Annotated in this window: 22 protein-coding genes; 9 read left to right on the top strand and 13 right to left on the bottom strand. The window is 52.6% G+C overall.

Going from position 1 to position 25349, the window contains the following annotated elements:
• Positions 1-253: 253 nt before the first annotated feature.
• Positions 254-745 carry a CreA family protein gene (locus tag BLP78_RS03020; protein ID WP_090456360.1) on the bottom strand — a complete coding sequence of 164 codons (492 nt, stop codon included), beginning with the start codon at positions 743-745 and terminating at the stop codon, positions 254-256.
• Positions 746-1165: 420 nt separating this feature from the next.
• Between BLP78_RS03020 and BLP78_RS03015 the strand changes: the two genes are divergently transcribed.
• Positions 1166-1513 carry a DUF488 domain-containing protein gene (locus BLP78_RS03015; RefSeq protein ID WP_090456358.1) on the top strand — a complete coding sequence of 116 codons (348 nt, stop codon included), beginning with the start codon at positions 1166-1168 and terminating at the stop codon, positions 1511-1513.
• Between the two features lie 233 nt (positions 1514-1746).
• Here BLP78_RS03015 and BLP78_RS03010 read toward each other — a convergent pair whose 3' ends face one another.
• Complete coding sequence (locus BLP78_RS03010; protein WP_143002878.1) at positions 1747-3147, bottom strand: Dyp-type peroxidase; 1401 nt, start codon at positions 3145-3147, stop codon at positions 1747-1749.
• Positions 3148-3190: 43 nt separating this feature from the next.
• Positions 3191-3697 (bottom strand): hypothetical protein, encoded by a 507-nt coding sequence (locus BLP78_RS03005; RefSeq protein WP_090456353.1) that lies wholly within the window; start codon positions 3695-3697, stop codon positions 3191-3193.
• Here BLP78_RS03005 and BLP78_RS03000 point away from each other — a divergent pair.
• Positions 3696-3887 (top strand): hypothetical protein, encoded by a 192-nt coding sequence (locus tag BLP78_RS03000; RefSeq protein ID WP_090456351.1) that lies wholly within the window; start codon positions 3696-3698, stop codon positions 3885-3887. The two genes, BLP78_RS03005 and BLP78_RS03000, sit on opposite strands and share 2 nt — an antisense overlap.
• A gap of 23 nt (positions 3888-3910) precedes the next feature.
• The gene (locus tag BLP78_RS02995) at positions 3911-4549 is read left to right on the top strand and encodes an SRPBCC family protein (protein WP_025040172.1); all 639 of its coding nucleotides are present in this window, start codon (positions 3911-3913) and stop codon (positions 4547-4549) included.
• Between the two features lie 143 nt (positions 4550-4692).
• Here the strand turns inward: BLP78_RS02995 and BLP78_RS02990 are convergent, their stop codons facing one another.
• Both BLP78_RS02990 and BLP78_RS02985 read right to left on the bottom strand, forming a co-directional pair.
• Complete coding sequence (locus BLP78_RS02990; protein WP_090456348.1) at positions 4693-6279, bottom strand: phospholipase D-like domain-containing protein; 1587 nt, start codon at positions 6277-6279, stop codon at positions 4693-4695.
• 79 nt (positions 6280-6358) lie between these two features.
• Positions 6359-6673: a phage protein NinX family protein gene (locus BLP78_RS02985; protein WP_090456346.1), complete on the bottom strand. Its 315-nt coding sequence runs from the start codon at positions 6671-6673 to the stop codon at positions 6359-6361.
• A gap of 394 nt (positions 6674-7067) precedes the next feature.
• On the opposite strand from BLP78_RS02985, the gene BLP78_RS02980 reads away from it, so the two are divergent.
• A complete protein-coding gene (locus BLP78_RS02980; protein WP_090456343.1) occupies positions 7068-7253 on the top strand; it encodes a hypothetical protein in 186 nt (61 codons plus the stop codon).
• A 75-nt stretch (positions 7254-7328) separates the two neighbouring features.
• Here BLP78_RS02980 and BLP78_RS02975 read toward each other — a convergent pair whose 3' ends face one another.
• Positions 7329-10709: a bifunctional diguanylate cyclase/phosphodiesterase gene (locus tag BLP78_RS02975; protein WP_256329986.1), complete on the bottom strand. Its 3381-nt coding sequence runs from the start codon at positions 10707-10709 to the stop codon at positions 7329-7331.
• Positions 10710-11050: 341 nt separating this feature from the next.
• Between BLP78_RS02975 and BLP78_RS02970 the strand changes: the two genes are divergently transcribed.
• On the top strand, positions 11051-11923 hold the full coding sequence (locus tag BLP78_RS02970; RefSeq protein ID WP_090456341.1) for a hypothetical protein: 873 nt from the start codon (positions 11051-11053) through the stop codon (positions 11921-11923).
• A gap of 12 nt (positions 11924-11935) precedes the next feature.
• Here the strand turns inward: BLP78_RS02970 and BLP78_RS02965 are convergent, their stop codons facing one another.
• The 3 genes from BLP78_RS02965 to BLP78_RS02955 form a co-directional block, all read right to left on the bottom strand.
• Positions 11936-12655, bottom strand: a complete 720-nt coding sequence (locus BLP78_RS02965) for an HAD family hydrolase (protein ID WP_090456339.1) — start codon at positions 12653-12655, stop codon at positions 11936-11938.
• A gap of 6 nt (positions 12656-12661) precedes the next feature.
• Entirely contained in the window at positions 12662-13660 is a 999-nt protein-coding gene (locus tag BLP78_RS02960; RefSeq protein WP_090456337.1) for an aminoglycoside phosphotransferase family protein, read from the bottom strand.
• 130 nt (positions 13661-13790) lie between these two features.
• Positions 13791-14474 (bottom strand): dioxygenase family protein, encoded by a 684-nt coding sequence (locus BLP78_RS02955; protein ID WP_218118902.1) that lies wholly within the window; start codon positions 14472-14474, stop codon positions 13791-13793.
• Positions 14475-14830: 356 nt separating this feature from the next.
• Here BLP78_RS02955 and BLP78_RS02950 point away from each other — a divergent pair, with 356 nt between their 5' ends.
• Positions 14831-15895, top strand: coding sequence for an NAD(P)/FAD-dependent oxidoreductase (locus tag BLP78_RS02950; RefSeq protein WP_176752766.1), 1065 nt, complete (start codon positions 14831-14833; stop codon positions 15893-15895).
• Between the two features lie 211 nt (positions 15896-16106).
• Here the strand turns inward: BLP78_RS02950 and ygiD are convergent, their stop codons facing one another.
• Together ygiD and BLP78_RS02940 are read right to left on the bottom strand one after the other, a co-directional pair.
• Entirely contained in the window at positions 16107-16841 is a 735-nt protein-coding gene (gene ygiD, locus BLP78_RS02945) for a 4,5-DOPA-extradiol-dioxygenase (protein ID WP_256329995.1), read from the bottom strand.
• Between the two features lie 230 nt (positions 16842-17071).
• Positions 17072-17263 (bottom strand): hypothetical protein, encoded by a 192-nt coding sequence (locus tag BLP78_RS02940; RefSeq protein ID WP_090456333.1) that lies wholly within the window; start codon positions 17261-17263, stop codon positions 17072-17074.
• Positions 17264-17856: 593 nt separating this feature from the next.
• Between BLP78_RS02940 and BLP78_RS02935 the strand changes: the two genes are divergently transcribed.
• Positions 17857-19884, top strand: coding sequence for a GumC family protein (locus BLP78_RS02935; protein WP_090456330.1), 2028 nt, complete (start codon positions 17857-17859; stop codon positions 19882-19884).
• Positions 19885-20301: 417 nt separating this feature from the next.
• Here the strand turns inward: BLP78_RS02935 and BLP78_RS02930 are convergent, their stop codons facing one another.
• On the bottom strand, positions 20302-20655 hold the full coding sequence (locus tag BLP78_RS02930; protein ID WP_090456327.1) for a hypothetical protein: 354 nt from the start codon (positions 20653-20655) through the stop codon (positions 20302-20304).
• A 230-nt stretch (positions 20656-20885) separates the two neighbouring features.
• Here BLP78_RS02930 and BLP78_RS02925 point away from each other — a divergent pair, with 230 nt between their 5' ends.
• Complete coding sequence (locus BLP78_RS02925) at positions 20886-22310, top strand: homospermidine synthase (protein WP_090456491.1); 1425 nt, start codon at positions 20886-20888, stop codon at positions 22308-22310.
• Positions 22311-23387: 1077 nt separating this feature from the next.
• Here BLP78_RS02925 and BLP78_RS02915 read toward each other — a convergent pair.
• A complete protein-coding gene (locus BLP78_RS02915; RefSeq protein WP_090456323.1) occupies positions 23388-24626 on the bottom strand; it encodes a vanadium-dependent haloperoxidase in 1239 nt (412 codons plus the stop codon).
• A gap of 263 nt (positions 24627-24889) precedes the next feature.
• On the opposite strand from BLP78_RS02915, the gene BLP78_RS02910 reads away from it, so the two are divergent.
• Entirely contained in the window at positions 24890-25117 is a 228-nt protein-coding gene (locus tag BLP78_RS02910) for a hypothetical protein (protein ID WP_090456321.1), read from the top strand.
• Positions 25118-25349 lie beyond the last annotated feature (232 nt).

Genomic DNA, 25349 nt, shown 5'->3' with positions numbered 1-25349 from the left:
GCCGCCTGGTTTTGTTTGGGTGTGCGCGGCGTCAATACGCAATGCTATGCATGAATTAATGATGAGTCCGTACGGTAGCGCACGTATAGAAATGAGTCTCATTCTTATTATAGAGCGATTGAAGCAGTGATTCTCTGAAGATGCCGGGCGGGACGTGGGGTATTGAACTCGGCAATTACTCCCGCAGCACCTTCCCAGGGCAGTTTTTAATGCGTCTGCTCACAATCCGAAATTATTGCCAACCCCCGGAACCCTACTTGACCGGAATGGGATTATTGCGTGCTACTGGAACAGCGGTAATACTGTTTTGCGGACTGCCTTCAATCAATCTATCGGAATAGGTCAGGTATATAAGCGTGTTGCGCTTGGAATCGACGACGCGCACAATATGCAGGCGCTTGAATAAAATAGACATGCGTTCGGTGAATACATCTTCCTGCCTTGGGATTTTCTCGGGAAAATGGATCGACTCCGTTACTTGCCGGCACGCAATGGACGCCTCCGCCCTATCCTCTGCCAGACCCACCGTACCTTTTAGACCTCCCGTCCTCGCACGCGAAACATAGCAGGTTATACCGTGAACCTTGGGGTCGTCATACGCTTCCATGACCACCCGGTCATCCTTTCCCATCCATCGGAAGGCGGTGTCCACCTCACCGATGAGTTCGGCTTTTACGGGCGTGCAAAACGCAACATACAGTAATGCCAGCGCGACCGTTTCCACGGCAAATCCAGTTTTCAGCATTTCTCCCCCTTGCCAGATTATTTTACCCGTTCAATACCGTCTATCAAGCCAGCGCCTGGCATATGGCGAACTACAGTGAACCTTCGTTTCCATCATTGATGTCATCGAATCAAAATGCATACCCGTTCAGGGTAAAACCTGCTGGAGTAGAACAGTCTTGGTTCTTGAGACGGACATGAGTATGAGATAACATGAGATCCGGGGCGATGACTGTCATCCAGCCCTGCATGTATGGCCTCTCATCTGTGCGTCGTACCAGAAATGGAGCGTTGCATTGCTACCTTTCTGGTTAGCTGGAACCAAAGCTGTGCTTGAACGATATCATACCTTGCTTATCCAGACTTTATTACGATTTAAGTCGGTAACGGCAAGCGCCATGCCGGTAAATTATCGGCAGATTATTGCGGAGAAGAGCCACAGATGAATATCGGCATAAAACGCGTTTATGAACCGCCGGAGAAAGAAGATGGGGTGCGCATCCTGGTCGACAGGCTTTGGCCTCGGGGGTTGACAAAAGAGAAAGCAAGCGTCGATATCTGGTTAAAGGAAATTGCGCCAAGCACCAATCTTCGAAAGTGGTTTGCTCATGACCACGACAAGTGGACCGAGTTCAAGACGCGTTATCGGGCGGAGCTCAAGGAAAACGATAAGCAGGTCGCACTGCTCAAAGAACAGGTAAAAAAAGGAAAGGTCACACTGATGTATGGCGCCAAGGACGAAGAGTGCAATGAAGCCGTTGTCCTTCAGGAGTTTCTGGAGAAACTCTGAACGGTATAGGGTTTCATATCATATGTCCCTTATTGATCGATCGCTCTCGCGGCAACCTTTCCGACCTGTCTTCCCTTAATGTTGGACACATCAGGTCACTGGGCCATAGCGAGTCGGCCCGCTTATCCGCGTAGGATCATCGCTACTGCCGAAACTGCCTGAAATAGGGTATAGACCAAAGTTTCAGGCCCTCGCGAGCTTTTTTTTAATGCAGAGATAAGCCGTTTGCCCTGTCAGGAAAGCGGCACGTCGGGTAAAGCAGAAATATAACGAAGTGCGGTGGCGCTGGGGAGGAAGCAATAAGCTGCGCCACGGCAGGTGACAAAACGGGAAAGTCCAGTAAGCTCGACGGGATGCTTCTGATTTTCCATGGGAACGAGAAAAGTTGCGCCTGAGGCCGAATTGTTCCCAATGACAGGATCTTTGGTATTGCGCAAGCCCGGCGCAAAGCTTCCCTTATTGCTCCAGTCGGACATCAGAAATTCGAACTGATCCTTGAGGCTTACGCCGATAAACAGACCCAATAACCCGCGCTCGATTCCATCATCGGGATTGGCCGGATCATAAGCGGGGCCATAGGGAAGGCCGCGGCGGATAATGCGATGCTTGAGGCCGCCGTTTCCGGCCACCACGGAGCTGCGCGGATTCATGCGGCGGATATGCGATCCCAGCGGGCAGCGGTAGCCGCGAGCATCATCGAATGCATCCGGTACGCTGCCGCTAGGTACGTAGTCGAAACTGTTGCGCTGCTCCATGGGGATTTGTTCGTCGGCGGAATGAGGCGAAAGGGAAAGCGGAACGCCATTTCGCCAGCGGCCGCAGAGCTTGGCGGCTATCAACTCCGGGTCGAGCCCGGTTTGACGGGCAGCGTCTGCCAGAAACTGTTCGAAGCCGTGGCAGTCCTGGGCCAGAATGCGAAAAGCCGCAAAGCTCCCGTTTTGGCCAAGCGCGGCAGGGACCGGCACCGGATAGGTAAAGTCGGCGTACTGGCTGGGGTAGCCGAGAAGGAACTCTCCTGCCGGCGCTTTTGGAAGTACATCTGGCATCGCCGAGGGAAGTCCGCCATCGATGGACGGTTGTGCGAAACCGTCGCGATATCCGAAGTGTGCCTTGCTTTCAGGCAGGCTGCGGGCTTCATGTACGGAAAGCTCGGACATTGCGCCGTGCGAATAAGTTGCCCTGAGCTGGGCGGTGACCTGCGCCAGCACATCCTCCGTTTGGGCGAAGAGGAACAGCAGGATATGGAGATCAGGGCTGGCGAATGGGTCCTTCCAATGCTCCGGGCTGCTTTCTCCTGTATCTCCCACCCGTTCGGCACGGGCTACCGCCCCTGCCACGAATTCCTCCGGAAAAGATGCAAGCGAACAAGCGGGAAGCCCAAGCGCGGCAAGGCCTGCGTAGGTAAGCCCGACATTGAGGCAATACTGCGGTTTTACCGTCCAATCCGTAGCGGTAGCGAGCTTGGGCGCGACATCGGCGGTGCCGGCAGAACCATTACTGCCATCAACCAGGCCGCCTAAAACTTGCCTGGCAGGTTCCGCTTGCTCTATCTTCAAGGCAATTACACGCAGGATCGGCATCGCATAAGTGCGGAGGATGAACCCCTGGATGTCTTCGTATGGTAGGTCAGGCATTGGAAACGGAACTGATAAATAGGAGGTTGTCAGAGAGCTGCGCTCAGGTCTGACTGAGCGCAGCCTGGATATCCAGCACTGTTGCCTGTGGGTAGGCGCTGTAGAAAGGCGCGATGCCGCCCAGATCGTTGGCTTTTATATAGTCCCGGAAAGCACCGCGATTGCGTTGAACAGGCAAGGGCGGCGCATCCTTCATGTGCTGGAGAAGCACATTGAACACGTCGCCAATCTCATCGATGAACTCATTCAGGTAGTCGTCGAACGAGCCGTCGTACGTCGTAATTATCGCCAGCTTGGTATTATTTTCGAGGAACACAAAACGTGCGAAATGTACGATCTTGAGCTTATCGAGCGCAACCCAGATGGGATTTCGTTCTGGCGGGGCCGATTGAATTTCTTTTATTCGCTTATGAAGAACCTGGAAATCCTCAGGTGAGCGAAGGGTCATGACCAGGGTAAGAGGGCTTTGTACTGCTTTTGATGCCTCTGATATGGAGGTGCTGGTGTCGGACGGGGGTGCTTTGTCGATGCCGAAATGAAATAGAGCCATGGAACTTCTCCTGAGATTGGCGGGTGTGCTTATGGCTAATTTTAGAGCCCGTCGTTTTGCTATTGTAGACCACGGAAGCGAAACCGGAAAAATTCACAGTGGGGCAAACCGATATGCCGTACCCTACCGCTCATTCTCATCAAAAAAAAATATTGTTCCTTTGCAAAAATCGGCGAATAATAAACGCTAACGCAGAACTACGGGTTCTGAACGATGAATAAATTCCAAGGTACTTTCGCCGCCATTCTCTTGAATCTGGTTCTTGGAGATTCAGCTTGGGCGCAAGAGGAGACGCAACCCGGGAGGGAAAAAGTACAGGCTTTGCATCCGGTCAAGCAGGCGCTCGAGCCCCACGATAAAAATATCAGGGTGGATGTGCGGAATGATGGCGACCAGATCACCATTGACGTCAATTTTGTCGTTCCGGTCGCGCCCCAGAAGGTATGGGCTGTACTGACCGATTTCGAAAACATACCCCAGTTTAATCCCGGTATTCTATCCAGTAGAATCACCGGCAGAACAGGCAATCATTGTCATGTTGCGCAAAAAAGTATCACGAAATACGGTTTCATTGTCTTTTCATTTGAATCCGTCCGAGAAATAAAGCTTGTCCCCTTCGAGAGAATCCACGAACGCATGATCAGCGGCAATATGCGGAAAATGGAGGAGACTACGGAACTGCTGCCAGAACGAGGGCAAACACGCATCATCTATCGTGCGGTTTTAGTTCCTGGCGTATGGGTTCCTCCAATGGTGGGGGATGTGTTCGTCAAACAGGAGGCGCGAGAGCAATTCCAGACATTAATCGATGAAATAATCAGACGAGAGCGGGTGAAAACCGTTAGCCGATAATGTAACGTCGCATCTCATTGCACCGGTTGGTAGATGCGGTTTTTCATTATGAAGGAATGAAAGGCTGGAAAGCGCAAATTGTCTTTTTAAGAAAATTAGAATGGATGGATTGATCTGTCTGCTGGATTCCCGGTAAGCTTGCTTCAAGGTTCATCTTGCGCGTCGCGCGGTTCTCGAGGCGGCGGTTCGGCAGCGGATTCACGGCGCAAGCCCGGAATCTCGACCACGTTGTCTCTGGCTCTGTCGGATGCCACATCAGCTGCGCTATCGTCTTTCCCGCTTTTGTGTAGCTGGTAAGCCTGGATCAGCAGCGAAATACCGAACCAACCAGCGATCAGCGCGAAAGGAATCACCATCAGCAGCGGCTCCACCAACGCAAGCACGGCCAGAACCAGCAACGCAGTGCCGCCGGATAGCATGATTTTCGCCTCGGCCGCGCCGAGGACAAGGCGGTTGGTAATGGCTGCCCCGACGGTGTTGCCGACCCGGATCGCGCCGGCGGTAAGCCTTCCCGCACTTCCGCTCTTGCCGCTACCCGTACCCATGCGTTGCAACCTGGGGAGAGGTTCGCGTTCCGCCACAGGACGTACACGGTCCTTTTCACTGAGCACGATTTCCGTAGCGTTGTCCAGATCCTGTAGATACATCTGTTCCATTTCATGCGCGAACCCCGGGTCTTCCACGGCAACATCCAATTCCCAATTGCCGAGCCAACTGGCCAGATTGAGGTTGCTTGATCCAACGCGCGCCCATCGCCCATCCGCAACGGCTGTCTTGGCATGCAACATCGATCCATTCCACTCAAATACACGCACTCCGGCTTCCAGCAAAGGCCGATAACCCGCGCGCGATATCGGCCGCAAGAACTTGAGATCGCCGCTCGATCCCGGCACCAGCAAACGGACGTCCACGCCATCCATTGCCGCGCCTCTCAGCGCTTGCACATAGCTCGTGGTGCCCACGAAGTAGGCATCGGTAAGCCACAGCGTTTTTTGCGCCAATACCGTTATCAGCTGTTCGAGACGGTATAATCCAGCGGTGGATGCGACATGGCCCAATACTCTCATGTCGACTGTGCCCGCTACAGGAATTGATTTCTGGTCCGGCAGTTCATCGGCTGGGATTTCCGGCCCAGCCTCAGCCCAGGCGCGGAAAAAGGATTGCACCACATCGGCCACTACCGGGCCGCGCACTACGATGCCCGTATCGCGCCACGGCGGAATATCGCGTTCGGGATAACCTGCCCACATCTGCCCGACACATAATCCGCTGACAAATGCAATACGATTGTCCACGGAAAGCGACTTTCGGTGAAGCCGGCTTACCCAGCCCAACGGGCTGTTGAAGCGTGGTGGATTGAAACAGCGCACCTCGACGCCGCCATCGCTGAGGCGCCGCCAGAAGCTGCCCGACGTTTCGGTCAGGGCACCCATCCAGTCATATAGAACTCTTACCCGAGGACCTTCTTTTGCTTTTGCGATAAGCGCATCGGCAAACTGCTGGCCAATATTATCGTCACGAATAATATAATTCTCGAAATGAACGTTCTTTTCCGCTGAACGGATTGCCTCAAGCCACGCGGGATAATTCTCGCTTGCATCCTTGAGGAGGCGAATGCTGTTACCGTGCACGAGCGGAGCGCCCGCCGCTCGTGAAAATGCCTGGGCGGCCAGAATTCGCGTAGACTGCGACGCCTCACGCAAATGTTCTTTCAGTTTTACGTTTGCCATATGTTATCGCATCATGCGCGCGTATCGCACAGCATACCTGCTTCAGGCCGCCTCAATTTTATGAATGACAGCTCGGGCATTACTCCTCAACTTCCTCGCCAAACTTGAAATCGACATAGCACCGCATGGCGGCGATCAAGGGCGTGAGTCCCTTTTGCCGGTTTCTTCCGGATCTCATATAGGCAGTGCAGTGCTCCGAACCGGCCTCCAGGCTATGGCTGAGGTTTATTCCCTCTCTTTCTATAATGGGTCCACCTTGCGACCAGTTGCGCGACGGCTCCCAGCGAACATGATTGATGACGCAGTGCGAATCAATTACGTGCACGTCCGTTGCACCATTTGCTTTTGCTGCCCAGTAATCGAGCAATTCATCTTTAAGCTCGGATACTTTCATAACCGTTCTCCTTTAGGAACTTTTCGATAGGGTCACAGGGGCTACAGCTTCTGCGTGCGGTTTGCGTAATCGTTCCGGCTTGCCTGTCACCGACAAGATTCATGATGGAGTAAGACCGCCATGATCCGACTCTCGTTTCATCTGGAATCATGAAATCGTCTTTCGCACATCATAGCTATATGGTCAAGTCGGCGGCGCTTCGTACGCGATGGCGGCGGTAACAGGATAATAAGAAGGGTAATAAGGACCCGTTTATATTCTAGTATACTGCGCGTACGCGATGACAAACGTTTGCAACCGCACAGACTTCAATGCGCATTCACTTATGATTTTAGCGATACACGGCTTTAAGCGGGACCACAAAACCAGCATTTTTTAACTCAGGAGATCGTTAATGAAAGTACGGACATTGCTTTATCTGGTAACGCTTTTGCTGACTGTACCCATGCTGTCAGGCTGCTGGCTGCTGGCAGCAGCGGGCGTAGGGGCTTATGGCGGCTATAAGGCAAATGAAGAGGGTTATACACTGCAGAATCCAATCAAAAAGGAGAAGACCGAGAATCGGGAAGGGAAGGATTAAGCGAGAGCGGCCAAGCCGCAATACGGGCCACTCGACTGATCCTGGTGGATTTCAATGCGCCTTTGCTTCTTCGATTCAGACTGCGTGCGACTTCCTGTCCGTTCGGCTCTGCCACTCCACTACCCATGCTTCAAACTCGTCGGCTGCCATCGGCCAGGCATACAGGTAACCCTGGCCTTCCTTGCATAAGACGCTTTGCAGAAATTCCGCCTGCGCTTCGGTCTCCACGCCCTCGGCAATAATGCGCAAGCCGAGGCTGAGGCCCATGGCCACAATCGCCGCCGCGATGGCTTCAGCGTCAACATTGCCCGGCAAATCCCGTACGAAGGACTGATCGATCTTCAATCTGGCGACCGTAAACTGCCGCAGGTATGAGAGGCTCGAGTAGCCGGTGCCAAAGTCATCGATCGCGACCTTTACCCCAAGCGCGTCCAGTTCCCGTAATTTTCCCAGGGTGGGTTCCACCCCCTGCATCACTACGCTTTCGGTGAGTTCCAGCTCCAGGTTGCCGTGCGATAATCCTGTATCCCTGAGCGCGCGCTCAACGGTGGTTACGAAATCGGTTTGCCGGAATTGGACCGCCGAAACGTTGACCGAGATACATATATCCAGTAACCCCCGGTCGCGCCATATCCGGGCCTGCCGGCAGGATTCGCGCAGCGCCCATTCTCCGATCGCGAGAATCAAGCCGCTGTCCTCTGCGACAGGAATGAATCGAATCGGCGAAACGAGCCCGCGCGCAGGATGCTGCCAGCGCATCAGCACCTCTACGCCGATTATTCGCTCTGTCGCAAGCTCGATTTGCGGCTGATACACCAAAAATAGTTCACCGCGTTCAGCTGCGCCTCGCAGATCGTGTTCGAGACTGAGCCGCTCGATTGCCCGCGCCGTCATGTCATGTGAGTAGAATTGATAACGGTTCCGGCCGGCCTCCTTAGCGGTGTACATCGAGGCATCTGCGTTACGTAATAGAATATTGGATTCCTTGCCATTATCCGGATAGATGCAAATGCCGATGCTTGCAGTCAACAGCAACTCATGCGCTTCGACCAGATATGGCTGCGATAATCCAAAAATAAGCTTTTGCGCAACACGTGCCGCATCCTCTGCCGTTTCAATCTCACTCAATAGAACAACGAATTCATCGCCCCCGACCCGGCTTACCGTATCAACGCTACGAATTGAAGCCAGCATGCGTTCCGCGACGGTTTTCAACAAACGATCGCCAATATCGTGTCCAAGCGAATCGTTGATCGGCTTGAAACGGTCGAGATCCACGAATAGCACAGCGAGCCGGCCAGCACGCCGTTCTGCACGTTTAATCGCGACCTTCATCCGGTCCGCTAATAACGCGCGGTTGGGAAGCGCAGTGAGAGGATCGTAGTGAGCGAGTTGCATGATGCGCTGTTCGGATGCTTTGCGTTCGGTGATATCGCGTGCGAGAACAATGAAGCGAGGCTCCAGCTCGGCACTCGGTTGCTTTCGGGAAACGGAGAGTTCGAACCACAACTTGCCTTTTTCTCCTGAAAGCTCCAGTTCCACTTGCTTGCCGGAGGACAATCCTTTTTTCCGGGCCTCCAGCAATGCTGACAGGACAATATTGGCCGCGCCCGGCGGAAGGACATCTGAAATTTTCTTGCCAAGCAGATCTGCAACAGGAGAGCCGGGCAGGTAAGTGCGAGCGGAATGGTAGGCATGGCAACAGCCGTCGAGATCGAGCTCGAATAGCAGGTCGGGTATGGCATCCAGCGTGGCTTGCAACTGACTTCGCGCCGCAAGAATTTCAGCCTTTTGCCGCTCCTGCTCGGTGACATCGCGGATCATGGTGACAACGTAATGCACTTTACCATTATTGCTGTGCACGCATTTGACATCCATGTTGGCCATTACAATCGAACCGTCCTTGCGGATGAAGCGTTTGTTCGTTGCATAGCCTTCCGACTCTCCCCGCAGGACACGTTCCAGATCGGCAGTGTCTTTTTCCATGTCCGCTGGATATGTCATCTCAACCAGATTCTTTTCGGCAAGCTCCTCGCGGGAATAACCGAGCATTTCGCATAACTGGTTATTGAATCGCAGCCAGCGCCTGGTATCGGGAGAGATGATTGCCATACCGATAAATGGCAATTCGTAAAAATATTTGAGGAGCCGGTCTTGCTCGGCGGTGCGGACAATCAACGCCAATTGATGAGCGCGCTGCTGCTGACGCCAGAGCAGAAACAGCATTACGCCTACTGTAGCCATCGCGATCAAGATTACCACGCTGACCCAGAACACCAGGGTCCATAATTGGGCAAGTACTTCGCTGTGATCGATTTTTGCGAGCAGCTGCCAGCCAGAGCCGGAAATTGGCCGGTAGACTGCAACGACCGGCTCGCCGCGATAGTCGGTTCCACTCGCCGTCCCACGCTGGCCTTCTCGTGCTGCAATGGCGCCAGGCAAGTCTTCTCTCGCCGCTAACGACCGGCGTTGCGGCGCGGTCACCCCGGAGCCGCCGGGGTAGCGCAATTTATTAAGATAGGTGATATTTTCACCTTCTTTGCGGACTAACAATGTTTCCGCGCTGCGGCTGTGGCCCGGCCATTTTTCGACCAGGGGGACCAGAAATTGCCCGAGATCCGCACGCAAAATGACTACCGCCACAGCCTCGTCGCTTATCGTATCGTGAACCAGAGGCACCACCATATCCAGCCGGGCTTCTCCACTTTCGTCCAGAAACAGGTCACTGCTCTGTATCTGGCGGGTCTGCAACGCAATAGACACCAGCCTCCTGGTAATGGGGGCCAGTTTATGCGACTCTCCTAACGTCAGGAGAGATTGGCCTCTCGTATCCATCAGCAGCACAGACTCGTAGCTATAAGCCTGTCGAACCGCTTCCAGCCGGTTGCGGATCAGCTGTTGCAAATGCTCATTCGTATCGTGCTTCAGATTCACTATCCGCTCGATGAGCGCCTGGCTCATCGCTAATGTTTCTGCATCGCCATGCCGCTCGGAGAGCCAGAGCTCGATCTGTTCTGCTTTAAGGTCAACGATAGTTTGGAGATCTGCGTATGCATCCCGCTCTATTTGTGGCTCATATACCTTGACGATGCCGATGCTGACCAAGGGTGCGACCATGGCCAGCGAAAAAAATATCAGCAATAACCGATTTGGCGAGACGTTTCCGGGATCAGGTACGGGTACGCCTAAAGGAGTGGCGGTGCCTCGCCCCCACTTAAGCAGCAGATAAAACATGACACTACTGATCGCGACAAGAATCAGTTCTTTCGCGAGATAGGCACGGCTCCGCAAAACCGGATCATCGAGGGAGAGCGAAATCAGATAGCCCGCAACGACAATCCATAGCGTTGAAAAGGCGGCGTAAAGCAAAACGATGAGCCATGGGTTGCGACTCGTCATATTACGGTTGAGCGGGAAAGGAACTTTATCATCGAGTATCAAAAAAGTGGAAGCCACTCCGGAGATGAGAACGTTCCAGTAGATGATGCGTGACTCTTCCGGTCATCTTGCCAACCATGAAATAATGGCGGGGCTTCCGCTTGTAAGTTGAGCATAAGAGCAAAGCGCTTTTCTGTGTGATGGCTAACAAAGCGGAGCATTAAAGTGCTCGTAATTCGCTGCAACTCTATGGATTTCTTCCCCATGGAGCAGAAACATCATATAACGAGCGCGAAAAAAAGAAGCGACCTGCTTTCTTGATTGAGCCGGCCATAAAAACGACTCCGGGGTCGATGGTTCCTATCTTATCCAGGAGGCCCATCTTAGCTATACTATGCGTACTGCCGCGGAGGAACATCATGAAAAACCGGAATGCCGTCATTGCCTTCATTTTATCCATTTCGTTTACTGTCTTCATCTTGCCGGGAAGCGCGTCCGCTGGAAGCGCCTGTCATAATATTCTTACGAACGGGTTCTACAGCGAATATGCCCGAATCGACGCTCGGCTGAGAGACCGATCGCTATACGCGGAATTATGTTCCTCCAATTTCGAGCAAGCATTGACCGCAATCAAGCGCGCGCGTCGATCCGCCGATGATGGCTCGTTAGGTCTTTCATATGGGCTCTTCACCCTCGACGATGGCGGAACGAGCACCGGTGCGAACTCCGGGGCAGGCTCATCGGGCCTGGTCTTGAACGAAGAGCGATTCATGCAGTGGAAGAGCGGCTACTGTTCGAAGAATTCAGCGGTGGATTCATCCCAGGCAGCCGAGTTTTTCATGCAGAAGGCAGCTGTCGGGCATCCGGTCGCCTTGAAGGCTGTGGAGGACTGGTCTGCCTGCATGCAAAAGCGGGAAGGGCTCAGCTGCTGGGCTTCCCCGAGCTTTCCTTTGCCGCGCAATGAAGAGTTTCTGCTGAATGTCAAATGGACAAAGACCGGTTCTTCACAATCCCGGGCGCGGCCGGAAGTACGGCATTCTTTCCTCACACGGGGTGCAGTCTCAAAATTTGAAGGTACGGAACCCCGGAGGATTTTACCGGTCGGCTATAAGCTAAACGCAGAAACGTCGCAGATTGGGGTGACACGACCCGTGGATAAAGCAATATTCGCCAATCTCAAGATAAACGATGAGGGTGCGGAGCACAGCTGTAGTGTTTTCATACCGAGTGACAGCGATTTTACACTTTCAGCACCCTTCGTTAACCGATTGAAGTTCAGGTATCCAGGCTAATAGTAGCGCTGCTTACCTCAGCATTGCCACGCCCTTTAGAACATCCGCGAATTGCTGGGCACGGTAGTCCGGAGCCACATCCTTATAGGATTTTGCGCCCTGGTTGGAATCAATGAAGATATTCTTGATGCCGAGCAACTTTGCTCCATGGATATCCCTGAACATGTCATTGCCCACCCAGATCACTTCCGTCGGCTTGAGGTTCATATTGCCGAGCATTCGTTGAAAAAGACGGGAGTCAGGTTTTCTGAAACCATAATTGCTGGAGATAACGGTAGATTCGAAGTAGCCTTCCAGTCCCACGGCACGGATTTCAGGCAGCGCAAAACAAGACTGGGCATCGGATATGAGCGCCAGGCGATAACTCATCCGCAATTCATTCAACACTTGTCTGACGCCGGGATATAGCTGAAGGCGATTGCAGGATATGCCGCGGTAAATATGGGAAATAACCTTGGCTATCTGCCCCCGTACGGACCCTGATCGGATGCCTTCCTGCATGAGTAATTCGTTCCATATGGCTTCCACATCAATTTCAGGATATTCCTCGCCGCGCGCTTCCTTCTGCTGTTTCATGATTTGATAGTAGCGGTCCCTTACTTCCCAGCGGTGCAAATATACGCCCTGGTAGGTCAGATAGTGAGCAATCGCGCGGTAGATTTCCTCCATCGACTCATCGGTCTCGATATCGATCAGCGTGCCGTAAAGATCAAATAAAATGCCTTTTATCATCGTAAGTTACCTCAACGTTTTTCTGGCTTCATCCAGTAATCGCCGGCTATATTTTTTATCGATCCATGCATTACGGGCAATGCGCAGGAGGGTGAGCCCCGAATAAAAAGGGATACGCCGCGTGATAGCGCCGAAAGCGGCGTCCCGATCAGGGAAGTGACAGGCATACTCCCATAAAAAGTGTCCGATAAACGGCTCGGCCAGCCATTTATCACCGGTTCTCTGCATGAAGAAATGCTGGAGTTCTCCGACCACCCTCCCAAGATCAAAAACCCTGTCCGCCGATTTCATCCGTTCCAGATCGATAACGATCACCCAGGGGCCGTCGCCAAAGAGAATATTAGCTGGGGTGACATCGCTGTGAACAAGGACCTGCTGGTCTTCCCACATACAGGTTTTCTCCCGCCACCGGTCCTTGAACCGGTAAAACTCCAAGGTCTCGTCCTGTCCCACCCGTTGGGCATTGGTCAATTGTTCCATAATGCGATCAAAATATACACTGTCTTTGTTGAAGTCTACTTTACTGTCCTGCGCAGTTCGGTTGTGCAGCGTAGCGAGAAAATAGGCTAGAGCAGCAAGTTTTTGAAAAAGAATATCGCGGGCGTTTTCGCGAATCGCCTTGACGATGAAATCCGCAAGCGGCGTGCCGTAGCAGAATTCTTCTACCAAGACCTTATTCAGATCGGCGTTTCGCCCCAAGGGGCGCGCGACGTAATGCGGATAGCCATTAAAGCCGATGCTTCGGAGATAATTCAGGTTATTGAATTCTCGCTCCATTCGATGAAAGGCGACCTCCGGCCCGAAGCTGGCGACGCCGCCAAAAAATTTTCCGATAATACGGGTGTGGCTGTGGCGGTCTTCGTAGAGGTAGACGTGATTGGAAGCCGGTAGCCGATATACACGGAAGTCGGGAGAATTCATGCCGACGCCCAGCAGAGGAACAATATCGTTACGAAGATATGTATAGAAAGGATCGTGCGTCGAAAGACGACCGAGGTATTTCACGTCCTATGGATTGCAATAATCATTGAAATTCTCATTGAAATTCTCAAGGTCATGCATACGTAAGACTCACGATTGATCTCTTTGCTATACAACCGGCCGAGGTTCAGGTATCCGTAATCGGCCAGCGACATCAACCTCTGAATACAATATCAAATACCGCGACCATGAACTCAGGTTCCTCTGTTGTCGGTGAGCGCAGTTTTACGATCAACGCTTCGGGATCGGGAGTGCTCTGGAGGTATGGATCCTTGTTGTTGTATGGATCGCCTTCGAAGTACATCTGCGTTACGAGGACGTCGTGGCGGCCTTTAACGTCGAAATGAATATGCGCCGGCCTGATGCCTGTGATTCCCGCGGGGTAATGTATCGGTTTGATTGTCTTGAACTGATAGAGGCCATCGGAACCGGTGGTTACCGCCCCGAAACCCTGGAAGTTCGGATCGAGCGGCGCCGGGTTCGTATCGTCGGGATGCGCATAGCGGCCAAAAGCATTGGCCTGCCATATTTCGATCTCCGCGCCCGCCACTGGGCTGCCTGCAGGATTCCGCACGCGTCCGGTAACAATAAGAGGCTGCCCTTTTGCACGACCCGACCCGCCCGGTACCCGAGTCAGGTCTCCGCTACGATCGGGCTTGCTCATGATGGGATAAAAGGGGCCCAGGATCTGATCTTGTGTCCGGTTCAGAGCGGGTTGCGCAAAAACCGCAGTGGCCGATGGCAACATGCCTGTGGCGAATAGTGCAGCCGATGCTTTCAATATCATGCGGCGACTCAACATGACGGGATGATTTTGCGTTCTCTTATCCGGACTCATGGTGGATATCCTCTTTCATAATAGCAGGTTAAAATTTGACGCGGTATTCTGCTGCGGCGCAGTACGATCCTCACCAAAAGGGGAAACATATCCTGTCTCCTGGAAGGGAAGCCTGCTCCTCCAATGAATTCTTCCATATAAAATTACGTTGGTACAGAATGAGTATACGCTTGCGCAATTGATGCTTGTTCTCGATACAGACGTTAATCGGCTTTTCTATTTTCCCATTATGTATCTGATAATGATTTTTAATACAGCTACAGCTGCCCTCGTGGATAACAGGTTGAGCGTTGAATCTGGGCATTTTTCAAGTGCGGCAGCCAGCGTTGCAGCGCATGCCCGGGTGTAGCCGGAGTATGGATATCGCTGTCGTCGGCGGCGGACCGGCCGGTGCGATATGCGCGCTCATGCTCGCGCGCGGCGGCGCGCGCGTGAGTCTTATCCATTGGGGCGGTTATGCCGCTGGCGGCATCGAACTCGTGTCTGGCCACGCGCGTCACCTTATTGAACGCTGCAGCCCCGATTTTTTTCGGAAGGCATCGCTCGGGGTAGAAGTCCTTGAGACGATATCATTATGGGATACGCCCGAGCCCGTCACATTTAACGCAATGTTCAACCCATGGGGTGCCGGTGTCGCAGTAGCGCGCCCGCTTTTCGACCGGGCGCTGCGTCATCTGGCTTGCACGGCGGGTGTATCCATCATTGACGATGCCAAAGTTATGAGTATTGAGCGCAGCAAGGATCAGTGGCATCTTCTGATGCGCTCGGCCGGAACCACCGCTGATGAGGCCGAAAGTCATGTATCCGCCAGTTTTCTGGTCCTTGCTACTGGCCGCGTGGCTGCACAGTTTGTCGATCGATCACCCGTAGCCGAACCATCGGGAATTGCCTTGATGACATTTTTACGAATGCCGGGTAGCGAGTCAGTCAAATCGCATGGAAATACGCTTTATGTCGAGGGCGCGGACAACGGCTGGTGGTACGCATTACCTGCCGGGGACGGCAGTTACTTCGCCGGTTTCTGTACTGATCGTGATGAGGTTAAAAAACGACCCGCCTCCCTGAAGGATTTTTTTGTCCGCGCGCTTCGCAGCACTCGGTTGATTGCACCTCTACTGTCGACCGCTTCAGGAAATATACAAATATCCGGCCGTATGGCTGGTGTCCAGGTATTCGACAGGATGTCGGGAGAAGGGTGGATCGCTGTCGGTGATGCTGCTTATGCGCCAGATCCGCTCAGTGGGATGGGAATTGAATTGGCGATTGAATCCGCGCAGCTCGGGGCGCATGCGCTGCTGGAGGCTACGCAAGGATCAACGCAATCCCACGCACTCACGGGATTTGCGGAGTATGAAGACGCGATACGAGAGCGCGTGGCCCGACAGGAAAAGACAGCGGCATACCATTACGGCCGCCTTTGAAAACCTGGAGCGCCCATGGTATTGTCATATCATGATCCAGCTGATCTTAACCCGGATGTTTCATAAATTGACGCGCGCCCTTGCTGGTCTTTTGTTTCGTATGAAAATTTCGTTCAGTCGGGCGTATGAATAGCTACGCCACTCTTTCACAAAATCTCCCTACAAAACAAAATCCTGCGCAATCATCACGCGAATTTATGAAACATCCGGGTTAGCCGATTTTTACGGCCAACATGGAAATTGAGCCCCCATCGAATCCTTCCACCGGAAAACTGATTTTCTCATTTTTTCGGCGTTGTGCAAGGACGTAGAGAAACGGAAGGTAATGCTCCGGGGTGGGTACCGATAACAATGCGTCCTGCCCAAGTTCTTCATATGCTATGAGCGAATCGACATCGCCCGAGCTTAACGACTCACGTATGACATTCTCGAACCGGACAGCCCAATCGTATGGTTCTACATTGTGCTTTCCCCACGCATATGCGTGCAGATTATGTACGATATTCCCACTGCCCAGGATAAGCACCCCCTGATCGCGCAACGATGTCAGGCGTCGGGCCGTGTCATAATGCCAGGCTGCTTCCCGGGTTTCATCTATGCTCAACTGAACGACGGGAATATCGGCATCGGGAAAAATATGCATGAGAACCGACCAGGCGCCGTGATCAAGACCCCAGCTTGTGTCCATGACCGCAACTGGCATCAGCAAATCCGCGACTTCCGCCGCGAATTCGAGGGATCCCGGCGCGGGATACTGAACTTGATGAAGTTCGGGGGGAAACCCGCCAAAGTCGTGAATAGTCCGCGGATGCGCCATGGCCGTAATTGCTGTTTTCGGCACGTACCAGTGTGCCGAGATGCAGAGAACAGCTTTGGGTCTTGGGATTAGCGAGGCGCCGATGGCAGACCACGCTGCGGTATACCGGTTGCGGGAGATCGCATTCATCGGATTGCCGTGGCCCACAAACACTGCGGGCATCGATGCCTTGGGGTAGGGCATGGGATTAAATGAATATAAAAAGAAAGGCGGGGAGTATCCCGTGACTCATCCAAATTTTCCAATCACTGAATCATCGCATAATCCGGGGGTTTCCGGTGGTATAGCTCGCCGGCAGCGTAGCCATGACGGGAATGCCCGAGTGCAGGTCAAGATGCGGGACCGACAACAGACTTCAGTCAAGCGCTTTCTTTATGAAGCAGCATGGCGCTCTCATGCTTTTTCCTTTCCGGTATTTTTTCGATACTTATCCAATGTTGGTGGCCACTCGATTGGAAATGTCTGAACATTTTTTGTCGGAAGGCTGCCGACCTGTAATCGAATAATGCAGAATCTATGCCGAACACATCCTGATCATTACTTTTTTTCATTGTGCGCCCCTGAAGGGAGTAAATAAAAAGCCGAATAAACCATTAATAAGTTTTCGAAGCGGTTATTCGCCAAAAAAGGACGAAGGCGTTTTAGGGTTTCCAATATTTTTTCGTCCGCTTTCGAAAAGCATGTACCGCTCCAGCTACGTCTTCAGCTTAAAACGAAACTTTTACAGTAATATGAAAAGCTTCATTTTTCGAGTTCCGCACATTGTCATGGAACGGATCGGGTCTCGTTCGTGCGGAACCGAACGGAAGTCGCATTTGTGGCAAGATTTTATAAGTTCGCGTTTTCACGGAACCGATGAGAATCCTGATATGAAAGTGATGAGGTTGCTATCGTGTCGTTTGATCTATTGACCCTCTCTTCGTAATTTTTGATTGATGGACACGCGCCGCCAGGAAACAATAAGATGAATTTTAATTTTCCTCACCTCAATGCAGAGTTAGCACGTCTTTTGCTTGCAGCGTGAGATGGGTTTACCGAATCTTTACCTAATTGCTATTCCTGAACATATCCGGCTATTATTTTGCCTATCCATTGAAATCCGGATTGCGTTCTCTGTATCGAATTTTTGGATGTAACCCGGTTTATGAAAAACAGAATCGATTCGCACTTTACTCCTGATTTCCGTGCTGCTGTCGACACGGATGAGCATCCCTGGTACCGATCTCGCAGATTCAGTATCTTCGGCTTGGTATTTCTAATCAGCATCGCGATAAGCCTGGCTTATGTTTACAGCCGACCGGCCATTTACGGTAGCGCCGCGACATTGCTGACCTCGGCGATGACTGCGATAGACCGTGAAAGCAGCGAGGCGGATATTCAACATGTCGCTATTCAGCGACAGATTTTCCTGCGGCATGAGCTTGCTGCAGAGGCCGTGTCGCGACTCAAGGCTTCATCAGCAGGCAAATCTCTGCAACAGCTGACCGCGTCCGATATTCAGAATCTGTTGAATGTCGAGCCCATCGCTGAAACCAATCTCGTTGAGATAAAGGCAGAAGGACCGGACGCCAAGTTTTTGCCGCTGCTCATTAATACGTGGATAGATGTGTACCTGGATGCACGGACTGAAGAAGTCAAAAGATTGACAACCGATACCGAACATATTGTGGAGGACGAGGTAAAGCGGCTGGCTGATAAGGTTAGCGCTACCCGGCTGGAGCTGGAGGCTTTCCGAAAGAATCACGACATCTCTTCCACGGAACGTGAAGAAAATGAAGTAGCAGCCCGCCTTAAAGGCCTGAACGATTCTCTCAACAAGGCCAGTGAAGATGAAGTGAAGGCGAGGGCCAACCTGAATTCCATCCAGACCGCCATCGCCCGGGGAAAGGCAGTGGTGCCCGATGATGAGAAGGGCAGTCTGGTCGATCTTGAATCGCGTTTGCAGGACTTGCGCGAAAAGCTGGCGGAACTCGATAAAAAATTTACGCGGGAGTATTTAAATCTGCAACCCGATTTGAAATCCATTCCGGAACAAATCAAGGAACTGGAGGCTGCGGTCAACAATAAACGTAAATATGGTGCAAGCGTCGCATTGAATGATGCCGAGATGGCATTTGCGGCCGCACAACAAACTGTTGGAGAAATTCGTGCTCAATTGAGCGAGCATAAACGGCAGGCATCCGCATTCACATCCAAATTTGCTGAGCACGATGCCTTGAAAACCGATCTGGAAGGTTTGGAGACGCTTTACCGGGACGCGCAGGAGCGGTTGGTACAAGTCAAAACCGGCCGCAAAGATAAATATCCCCAGGTAACGGTCATCAGCAGGGCTTTTGAACCAGTGGAACCGCTCAGGCCCAATTATAGCCGGGATGCTTTGATAGCCATTGTGGGGTCACTATTGCTAGGGCTCTTCAGCGTATGGGTTTTCGAATATTTGGCAACGCAAAAAAAAGAGCAACAGCCGCTGGTTGCGGTTTTTGGCGTGCAGGGCCACCCGGCTCCCGCTGCCCCATTAATCGAACATCCTCATGCCGCGCTGGGCACCGTGGCGGGTCAGCTGGGGCAAAAAACAAACAATGCCCTGGCAGGTCCGGCGTGCCGGGAGCTTTCCAGTCATCAGTTAAGAATTTTGCTCAACGCTGCCAATCTAAAGGGAAAACAACTGATTGGCTTATTGCTCAGCGGATTGACCATCGACGAAGCCGCAGCGTTAACGCCGGACCAGATCGACCTGGATGCCGCAGCCATCAATCTTGCAGGAAGGTCGCCCAGAGCCATTCTTCTAAGCAATCCCATTAAATCGTCGCTCATGCAGTCAGGGGGTCATCCGGTATGGAACCCGGATGACCCAGGGACGCACATCGATCTTTCCGCCGCATTAGTCTGTGCAGCAGTCGACTCGGGTTTGCCTGACCCCCAGCAAATTACCGCCGAAGCGATCCGGCATAGCTATATCGCCTATCTTGTACGCCAAGGTCTGCGACTAGCGGATCTCGAGCAGGTCACGGGCTATCTGGAGCCTTCGGTCATTTCCAGCTACAGCGCGTATTCACCGCCGCAACAAGGCCGGGATATTTACGAGATTGAGCTACTTCACCCTGCGTTGATGACGATGTCGGGCGAAGCCCGACCTACAAACCAGCAGGGAGGAATTTATCCTCGAGGATAAACAACAACCCGCCGCAACAACCCGCCGCAACAACCCGCCGCAACAACCCGCCGCAACGACCCGTAGGGCGGGTTTCACCCGCCGATCAGCCGCAATCGGTAGAGCAGCATTCACCCACTGGGATAAGGCAGCGGTCATAGAGCAGGCTTCACTACCGCAGATTTCCCGCCGCAATCAGCAACAACCCGTAGGGCGGGTTTCACCCGCCGCGATCAGCCGCAATCGGTAGAACAGCATTCACCCACCGGGAAATAAAGTAAAGCAGCGATCCGCCAAGGGCAGCGATCCGCCAAGGCAAATTTCACCCGCCGAAACGAAGCGGGTGCATAAAACCTTACCCGTTCCGATATAAAATTCCCATCGTCGAATGAACCCCGCCAGTGGACCCGCGCGTGGCTTGTCCAGCGGGTTCCCCGATCAAGCCACCGTAACTGCCCCATGGTCATCGCAATGACCGTCGTGCGGATGGTGGAGGTGGCCATCGACCAGATAATCGATATGCTTGCCATGCGGTACGGCTTCATGACCGCAGCCAGGCCCATGTACATGTTCTTGCGCATGGCCTGCGCATTGATGTTCAGGCGTGCAGCTTTCCGGATTGGCCGTGGTTATGTCTATCACATGCTCATCGATATGGCTGCCGTGCGGGTGATGCAGATGCCCGTCATGCAGGTAATCGACGTGTCCGTTGTGCACGATACCTGTATGGCCACATTCCGGACCATGCGGATGAGTATGATTTTCATGCTGTGGCAGGATACAATTGGTCATTTTGCCGCTCTCCTCCAAAAGAAATACGAAGCGCTAAAATATCAGTTTGACCCAATCTGCGACGTGCAGTTCCTGCTGGGCCGGGCAACAAGGCGAAACAGGGCCAAAGCGTGCGCGCGATTGGGATTTTGTTTGGTCGGTTATCGAGTTTGTCCGATGGGAAATGTTTGCCCAGCAGGAGCCAACGAAAGAGGGAGAATATGTTCAAAGAAGCACAGGAAAATCTTAGCATGGAAAAGACGGCGTATGAAAAATACGGGCGTTTGCACGGTAAGTTGATAATGGTAGGTTTCGGCAGCATAGGACAAGCCTTGCTCAGGCTATTGTTTCAACATCTCGAAATACGCCCTGAACAGGTCAGGATAATTTCCGCCGATGCGAGTGGCCGGGATATTGCGCGGCAATTTGGCGTGGAATTTACGCTTCATGTGCTGACAGAAGAAAACTACCCTGCCGTAATCGAGCCTTGGCTGAGCAAGGGAGATTTCCTGCTCAACCTGTCGGTGGACGTCTCCAGCCTTGCCTTGATCGAACTGTGCTCGCAGCGTGGCTCACTGTACCTTGATACTTGTATTGAGCCGTGGTTGGGTGGTTATACCGACAAATCGATATCGGTATCGATGCGCTCGAATTATGCATTGCGCGAAAAAGCCCTGGCGTTTGCACGCGAAAAGCGTGGAGGCCCCACGGCCCTCGTGGCGCACGGCGCCAATCCTGGCCTTGCTTCAGCCTTTGTCAAACAGGCGTTGCTTAACATCGCCGCGGATACCGGCTTGACAGTAAAGAAGCCGGTAAACCCTGGAGATTGGGCCGAGTTGGCGTCTCGCCTTGAAATTAAAACGATCCACATCGCCGAGCGAGATACCCAGACTGCCAACCTGTGTAAGCGTGACGATGAGTTTATCAATACCTGGTCGGTCGAAGGGTTCGTAGGCGAGAGCCTTCAACCTTCAGAACTGGGATGGGGAAGCCATGAGCGCCATTGGCCCCAGGACGGTGCACGTCATGGATTTGGCTGTGATGCGGCCATTTACCTTAACCAACCCGGCGCTGCTACACGGGTGCGCAGTTGGGTTCCATTCGGTGGCGCTTACCAGGGTTTTCTGATTACGCATAGCGAATCCATTTCCATTGCCGATCATCTGACGTTGAAAGAAAACGAAAAAGTAATTTATCGTCCAACGGTGCATTACGCATACCTTCCTTGTGACGACGCCGTGCTTTCCATCCACGAACTGGCAGGCAGGAACTGGCGCTCGCAGTCCAGCAAGCGAATCCTTCGGGATGAAATAGAAGACGGAATGGATGAGCTTGGCGTCCTGCTCATGGGTCATGCCAAGGGCGCCTACTGGTACGGTTCACGTTTGTCGATACAGGAAGCGCGGCGGCTGGCACCACACAACAATGCAACAAGCTTGCAGGTTGTGGCGGGCGTTCTGGCCGGTATAGTTTGGGTGCTTCAAAATCCGGATGCGGGTGTGGTCGAGCCCGACGACATTGACCATGAGGTCGTTTTGAAGATCGCGCGGCCTTATCTCGGAGAAATGCTGGGCGTATATACCGATTGGACCCCTCTATGCGATAGAGGGTGGTTATTCAGCGAAGATGTGGATAGGAGTGACCCGTGGCAGTTCAAGAATATCCGCGTGAGTTGAAGTTCTGGCCGATGTAATCGTAGAGAGCCACCTCTGAAGAGAGATTGTTTTTCCACTGAAGATCGATGGAATATGACTACTGTAGCAGGATTTCCCGTCTGAAATTGCGGAAGGCGAGAATGCGCAGAATTTGAACCCTGCTACCCGGTTTACGGCGGTGTAATGCCGCCGTTATAAAGCCTATGCCTGCCGCTTTGCCAGTTTACGGCTAGTCCTGGTTCAATGGTTCCTGAGCGGACCTCGATCTGATAGCTGACATTTTTTCTTGCCAGTCGTTTTTTATGTCATTTCCATGTTGCCGGGCTTTTGATTGAGAGTGTGTAAACCTTTTTTTCGTAAAAACTTCCGCTCCATGATCGAGCAAAGCAGTAACGGCAGTGGGACCATCCGGGTCGTTATGTTTTTTCACTTTTTTCTCCTTACAAGATCAGCAATAGAAAAAACCCAACCTTGTCCACCTTCAACGCTGAGGTAGGACACATAACTATATTAGTCAGAGACGATTCACTTTGGTTCCCGGCAATAGTAGCCGGCAGCGCGCGCTATAGCAGATCCAAGCGGCATGGTGCAGTGGTAACTAGCCAATTTGTTGTCCACATTTCCTGTGGATAAGTTTGTTGATAACCTATGAGCATGATGACTAAGTAGTCTTTATGTAACGATGTTTCTGTTTTTGTCTGCTTTTTAATCCTTACAGAACCGCATTTGTTATCAGCGGCTTGAACAGGGGGCTACCACTCAAGCAGGTTTGTCCAAAGCAATTTTGGGTAATTGTACCGATTGCACATTGCTTGTGGCCGGATGTGGATTATTACCAAAATGTCAAGAAAAAACTTTGCTATTTTATGGCAGAGCCTGGGTCGATTCCGGGAGTTTGCATCCAGCGCAAGTTTATGAAATTTATCTTTCGATTGATCGAACGCACGTGCTGAGGCGTTGAAATTGCAAGCCCTGACGCAGGGCATGGGCGCTCGCTACTGCAACCTGGGCTGTAGACTGTAGCCTGGGGGTGCATGTCAGGCGGCGTTACTTCCTTCCGCAGGAAGACGCCGCCTAATCGGTATCGTCCTGACCGCTCTACTTGAGCGGCTGCAAATACTTCGTTACGGCCAGTTCGCCGATCTGTCGACCCATGGCAGTGCCCACTTCTCCAGAATTGCGGTAATGCACGCCATCGTAAATGCGTGCATTGTTTACTTCTTGCGTAAGATCATCAATTTTCGTCCAGCTTCGTGCTACGCCACCGGCCGCGTTACTGGTGGTGGTCAAGAGGGGCGTAGGTCCCGTTCCGATCTCCGCTTGCAGCACCGCGCCAACCGCTGCGGCAACAATGCAGTGCGCGCATGGATATTCGGGATGCATCGGCGTCTCAATGAAAGGCAGCCAGGATGGGTCTCTTTCTGTTGCGTCGTTTCCATCGATGTCTCCATTACGAATCGCCGTGACCGGCCGCCAGAAGCCATAATGATACTTTGCATCAAACACGGCGATTAGCGCATCGTGCGATGCTTGCGTCACAGCGGCGAACAAGCGTGCGTTCTGCGTAATCTCTCTCCCGTCAACCTCGGCAACGGAGCGCACGACCCCGTGGTAAATCGGCGGCATCACTTCTTCCCAGAAGAGGGCGATATTGGTCTGTTCGGTAGTACGGCGGTCGCTGTGTTTGCCGCCGAGAGTCTTGACCTCGTTGTAGTCGCGTGCCCATAGCGCACTGTCAAGCGGTGGCGGCGGGCCGGGACGGAACTGCGCAGGACCTGTCATCAGCCACGGTTTCATCTTCGCCCATTGAGGCGCCTCGGGTATTACGGTAGGCACATAGATGCCTGGAGAAGTACGAGGCCGGTATGTTTCACCTGCCGTCGACCCATCGTCGATGCGCCTGGCTAAAATCGCCGCCGCTGCTTCGTTTCCTACCGAAATGCCGTCCGTCTTGGCTCGGCCATCGGCGATGATAATCAACGCCGCCCGGTAAGCAACGTCGATTTCCGCCAATCGGGACGGTACGAGTTTTGCCAACGCGGCACGGTTTGCCGCCGCGATAGCGGCGTCCACCGAGGCCCCTGGGGCCGCTTTAAGCTTGACGTCGCTGACGGGATAGCGCCGGGTAATTGCGTTCACTGCTTCGTATACGGAAGCGTGAACGATAGCCAGCGCCCGATCAACCGGTAATGGTCCCAACCCTGAATCGACAAGAATCTCACCTGCTTTCCGGTTCCAATCGGTCACCGTATCGGCTTTTGCTATTGAACCGGCGAGCATCACGGCTGCAGCAATCGGTAACAAAATCTTCCAGCGTGTCCTGACACTCCAAGCCATATTTTCTCCAAGGTGAGTTAAACAATGCATATAATTTTGGTAGACTGGGCTTCGGCCAGCCTCTTACTCGAACAGGTCAGCATTCTTGCGACCGCTACAAGTTCGATGGCATATTGGTTTTTCGCCTCAAGCGAGAGCCGGAATACAATTTACGTGCGCTGACGCGCATGACGGGCCTCGAATACAAGCGCTCGATTGGATTGATGGGATGCGGAGCAGTTATCTCACTGTTTCATATTATAACCTGCGGAGGAGCTTGAGCTATGGACTTGGAATGGAAAATAGTTGACGAACATCATCAAGAGGTATTTATAGACCAGCATGTCAGAGGTCTCCTATGGATCACGGCCGCAGGTTTTTCGTTCTGGCACAGCTATCCTAATCCGGCCGTTGATCTCTCGCGTGTCAAAACGGTTGAAGAAGCGAAAAAAGCCGTGGAAACCGCACTTCGCATGGAGGAGTATAAAAATCCTGCCGATACAGATAAATAACCGGGGTTAGCCAGTTAACCACGGGCGACGTAATTGACGTGAGCAAAGAGAAAAGGCTTTGAAACTCGCAACATCTTTTGTCGTGAGTTACTCAGGCTCAGTCATGTAATCTCTCAAATTGTGATCAAATTACTTTGGGAGGATGTTTTTTAGTAGCGATAGGATGAGTTTTTATTGTCCACAATTGCTGTGGATAAGTTTGTTGATAAACTCTGCAAAGGGTGGGTAAGTC

The organism is Nitrosospira sp. Nsp1 (assembly GCF_900100985.1).
GTDB lineage: Bacteria > Pseudomonadota > Gammaproteobacteria > Burkholderiales > Nitrosomonadaceae > Nitrosospira.
The sequence above is the reverse complement of the archived record's forward strand: the minus strand, read 5'-3'. Positions and strand labels throughout refer to the sequence as shown.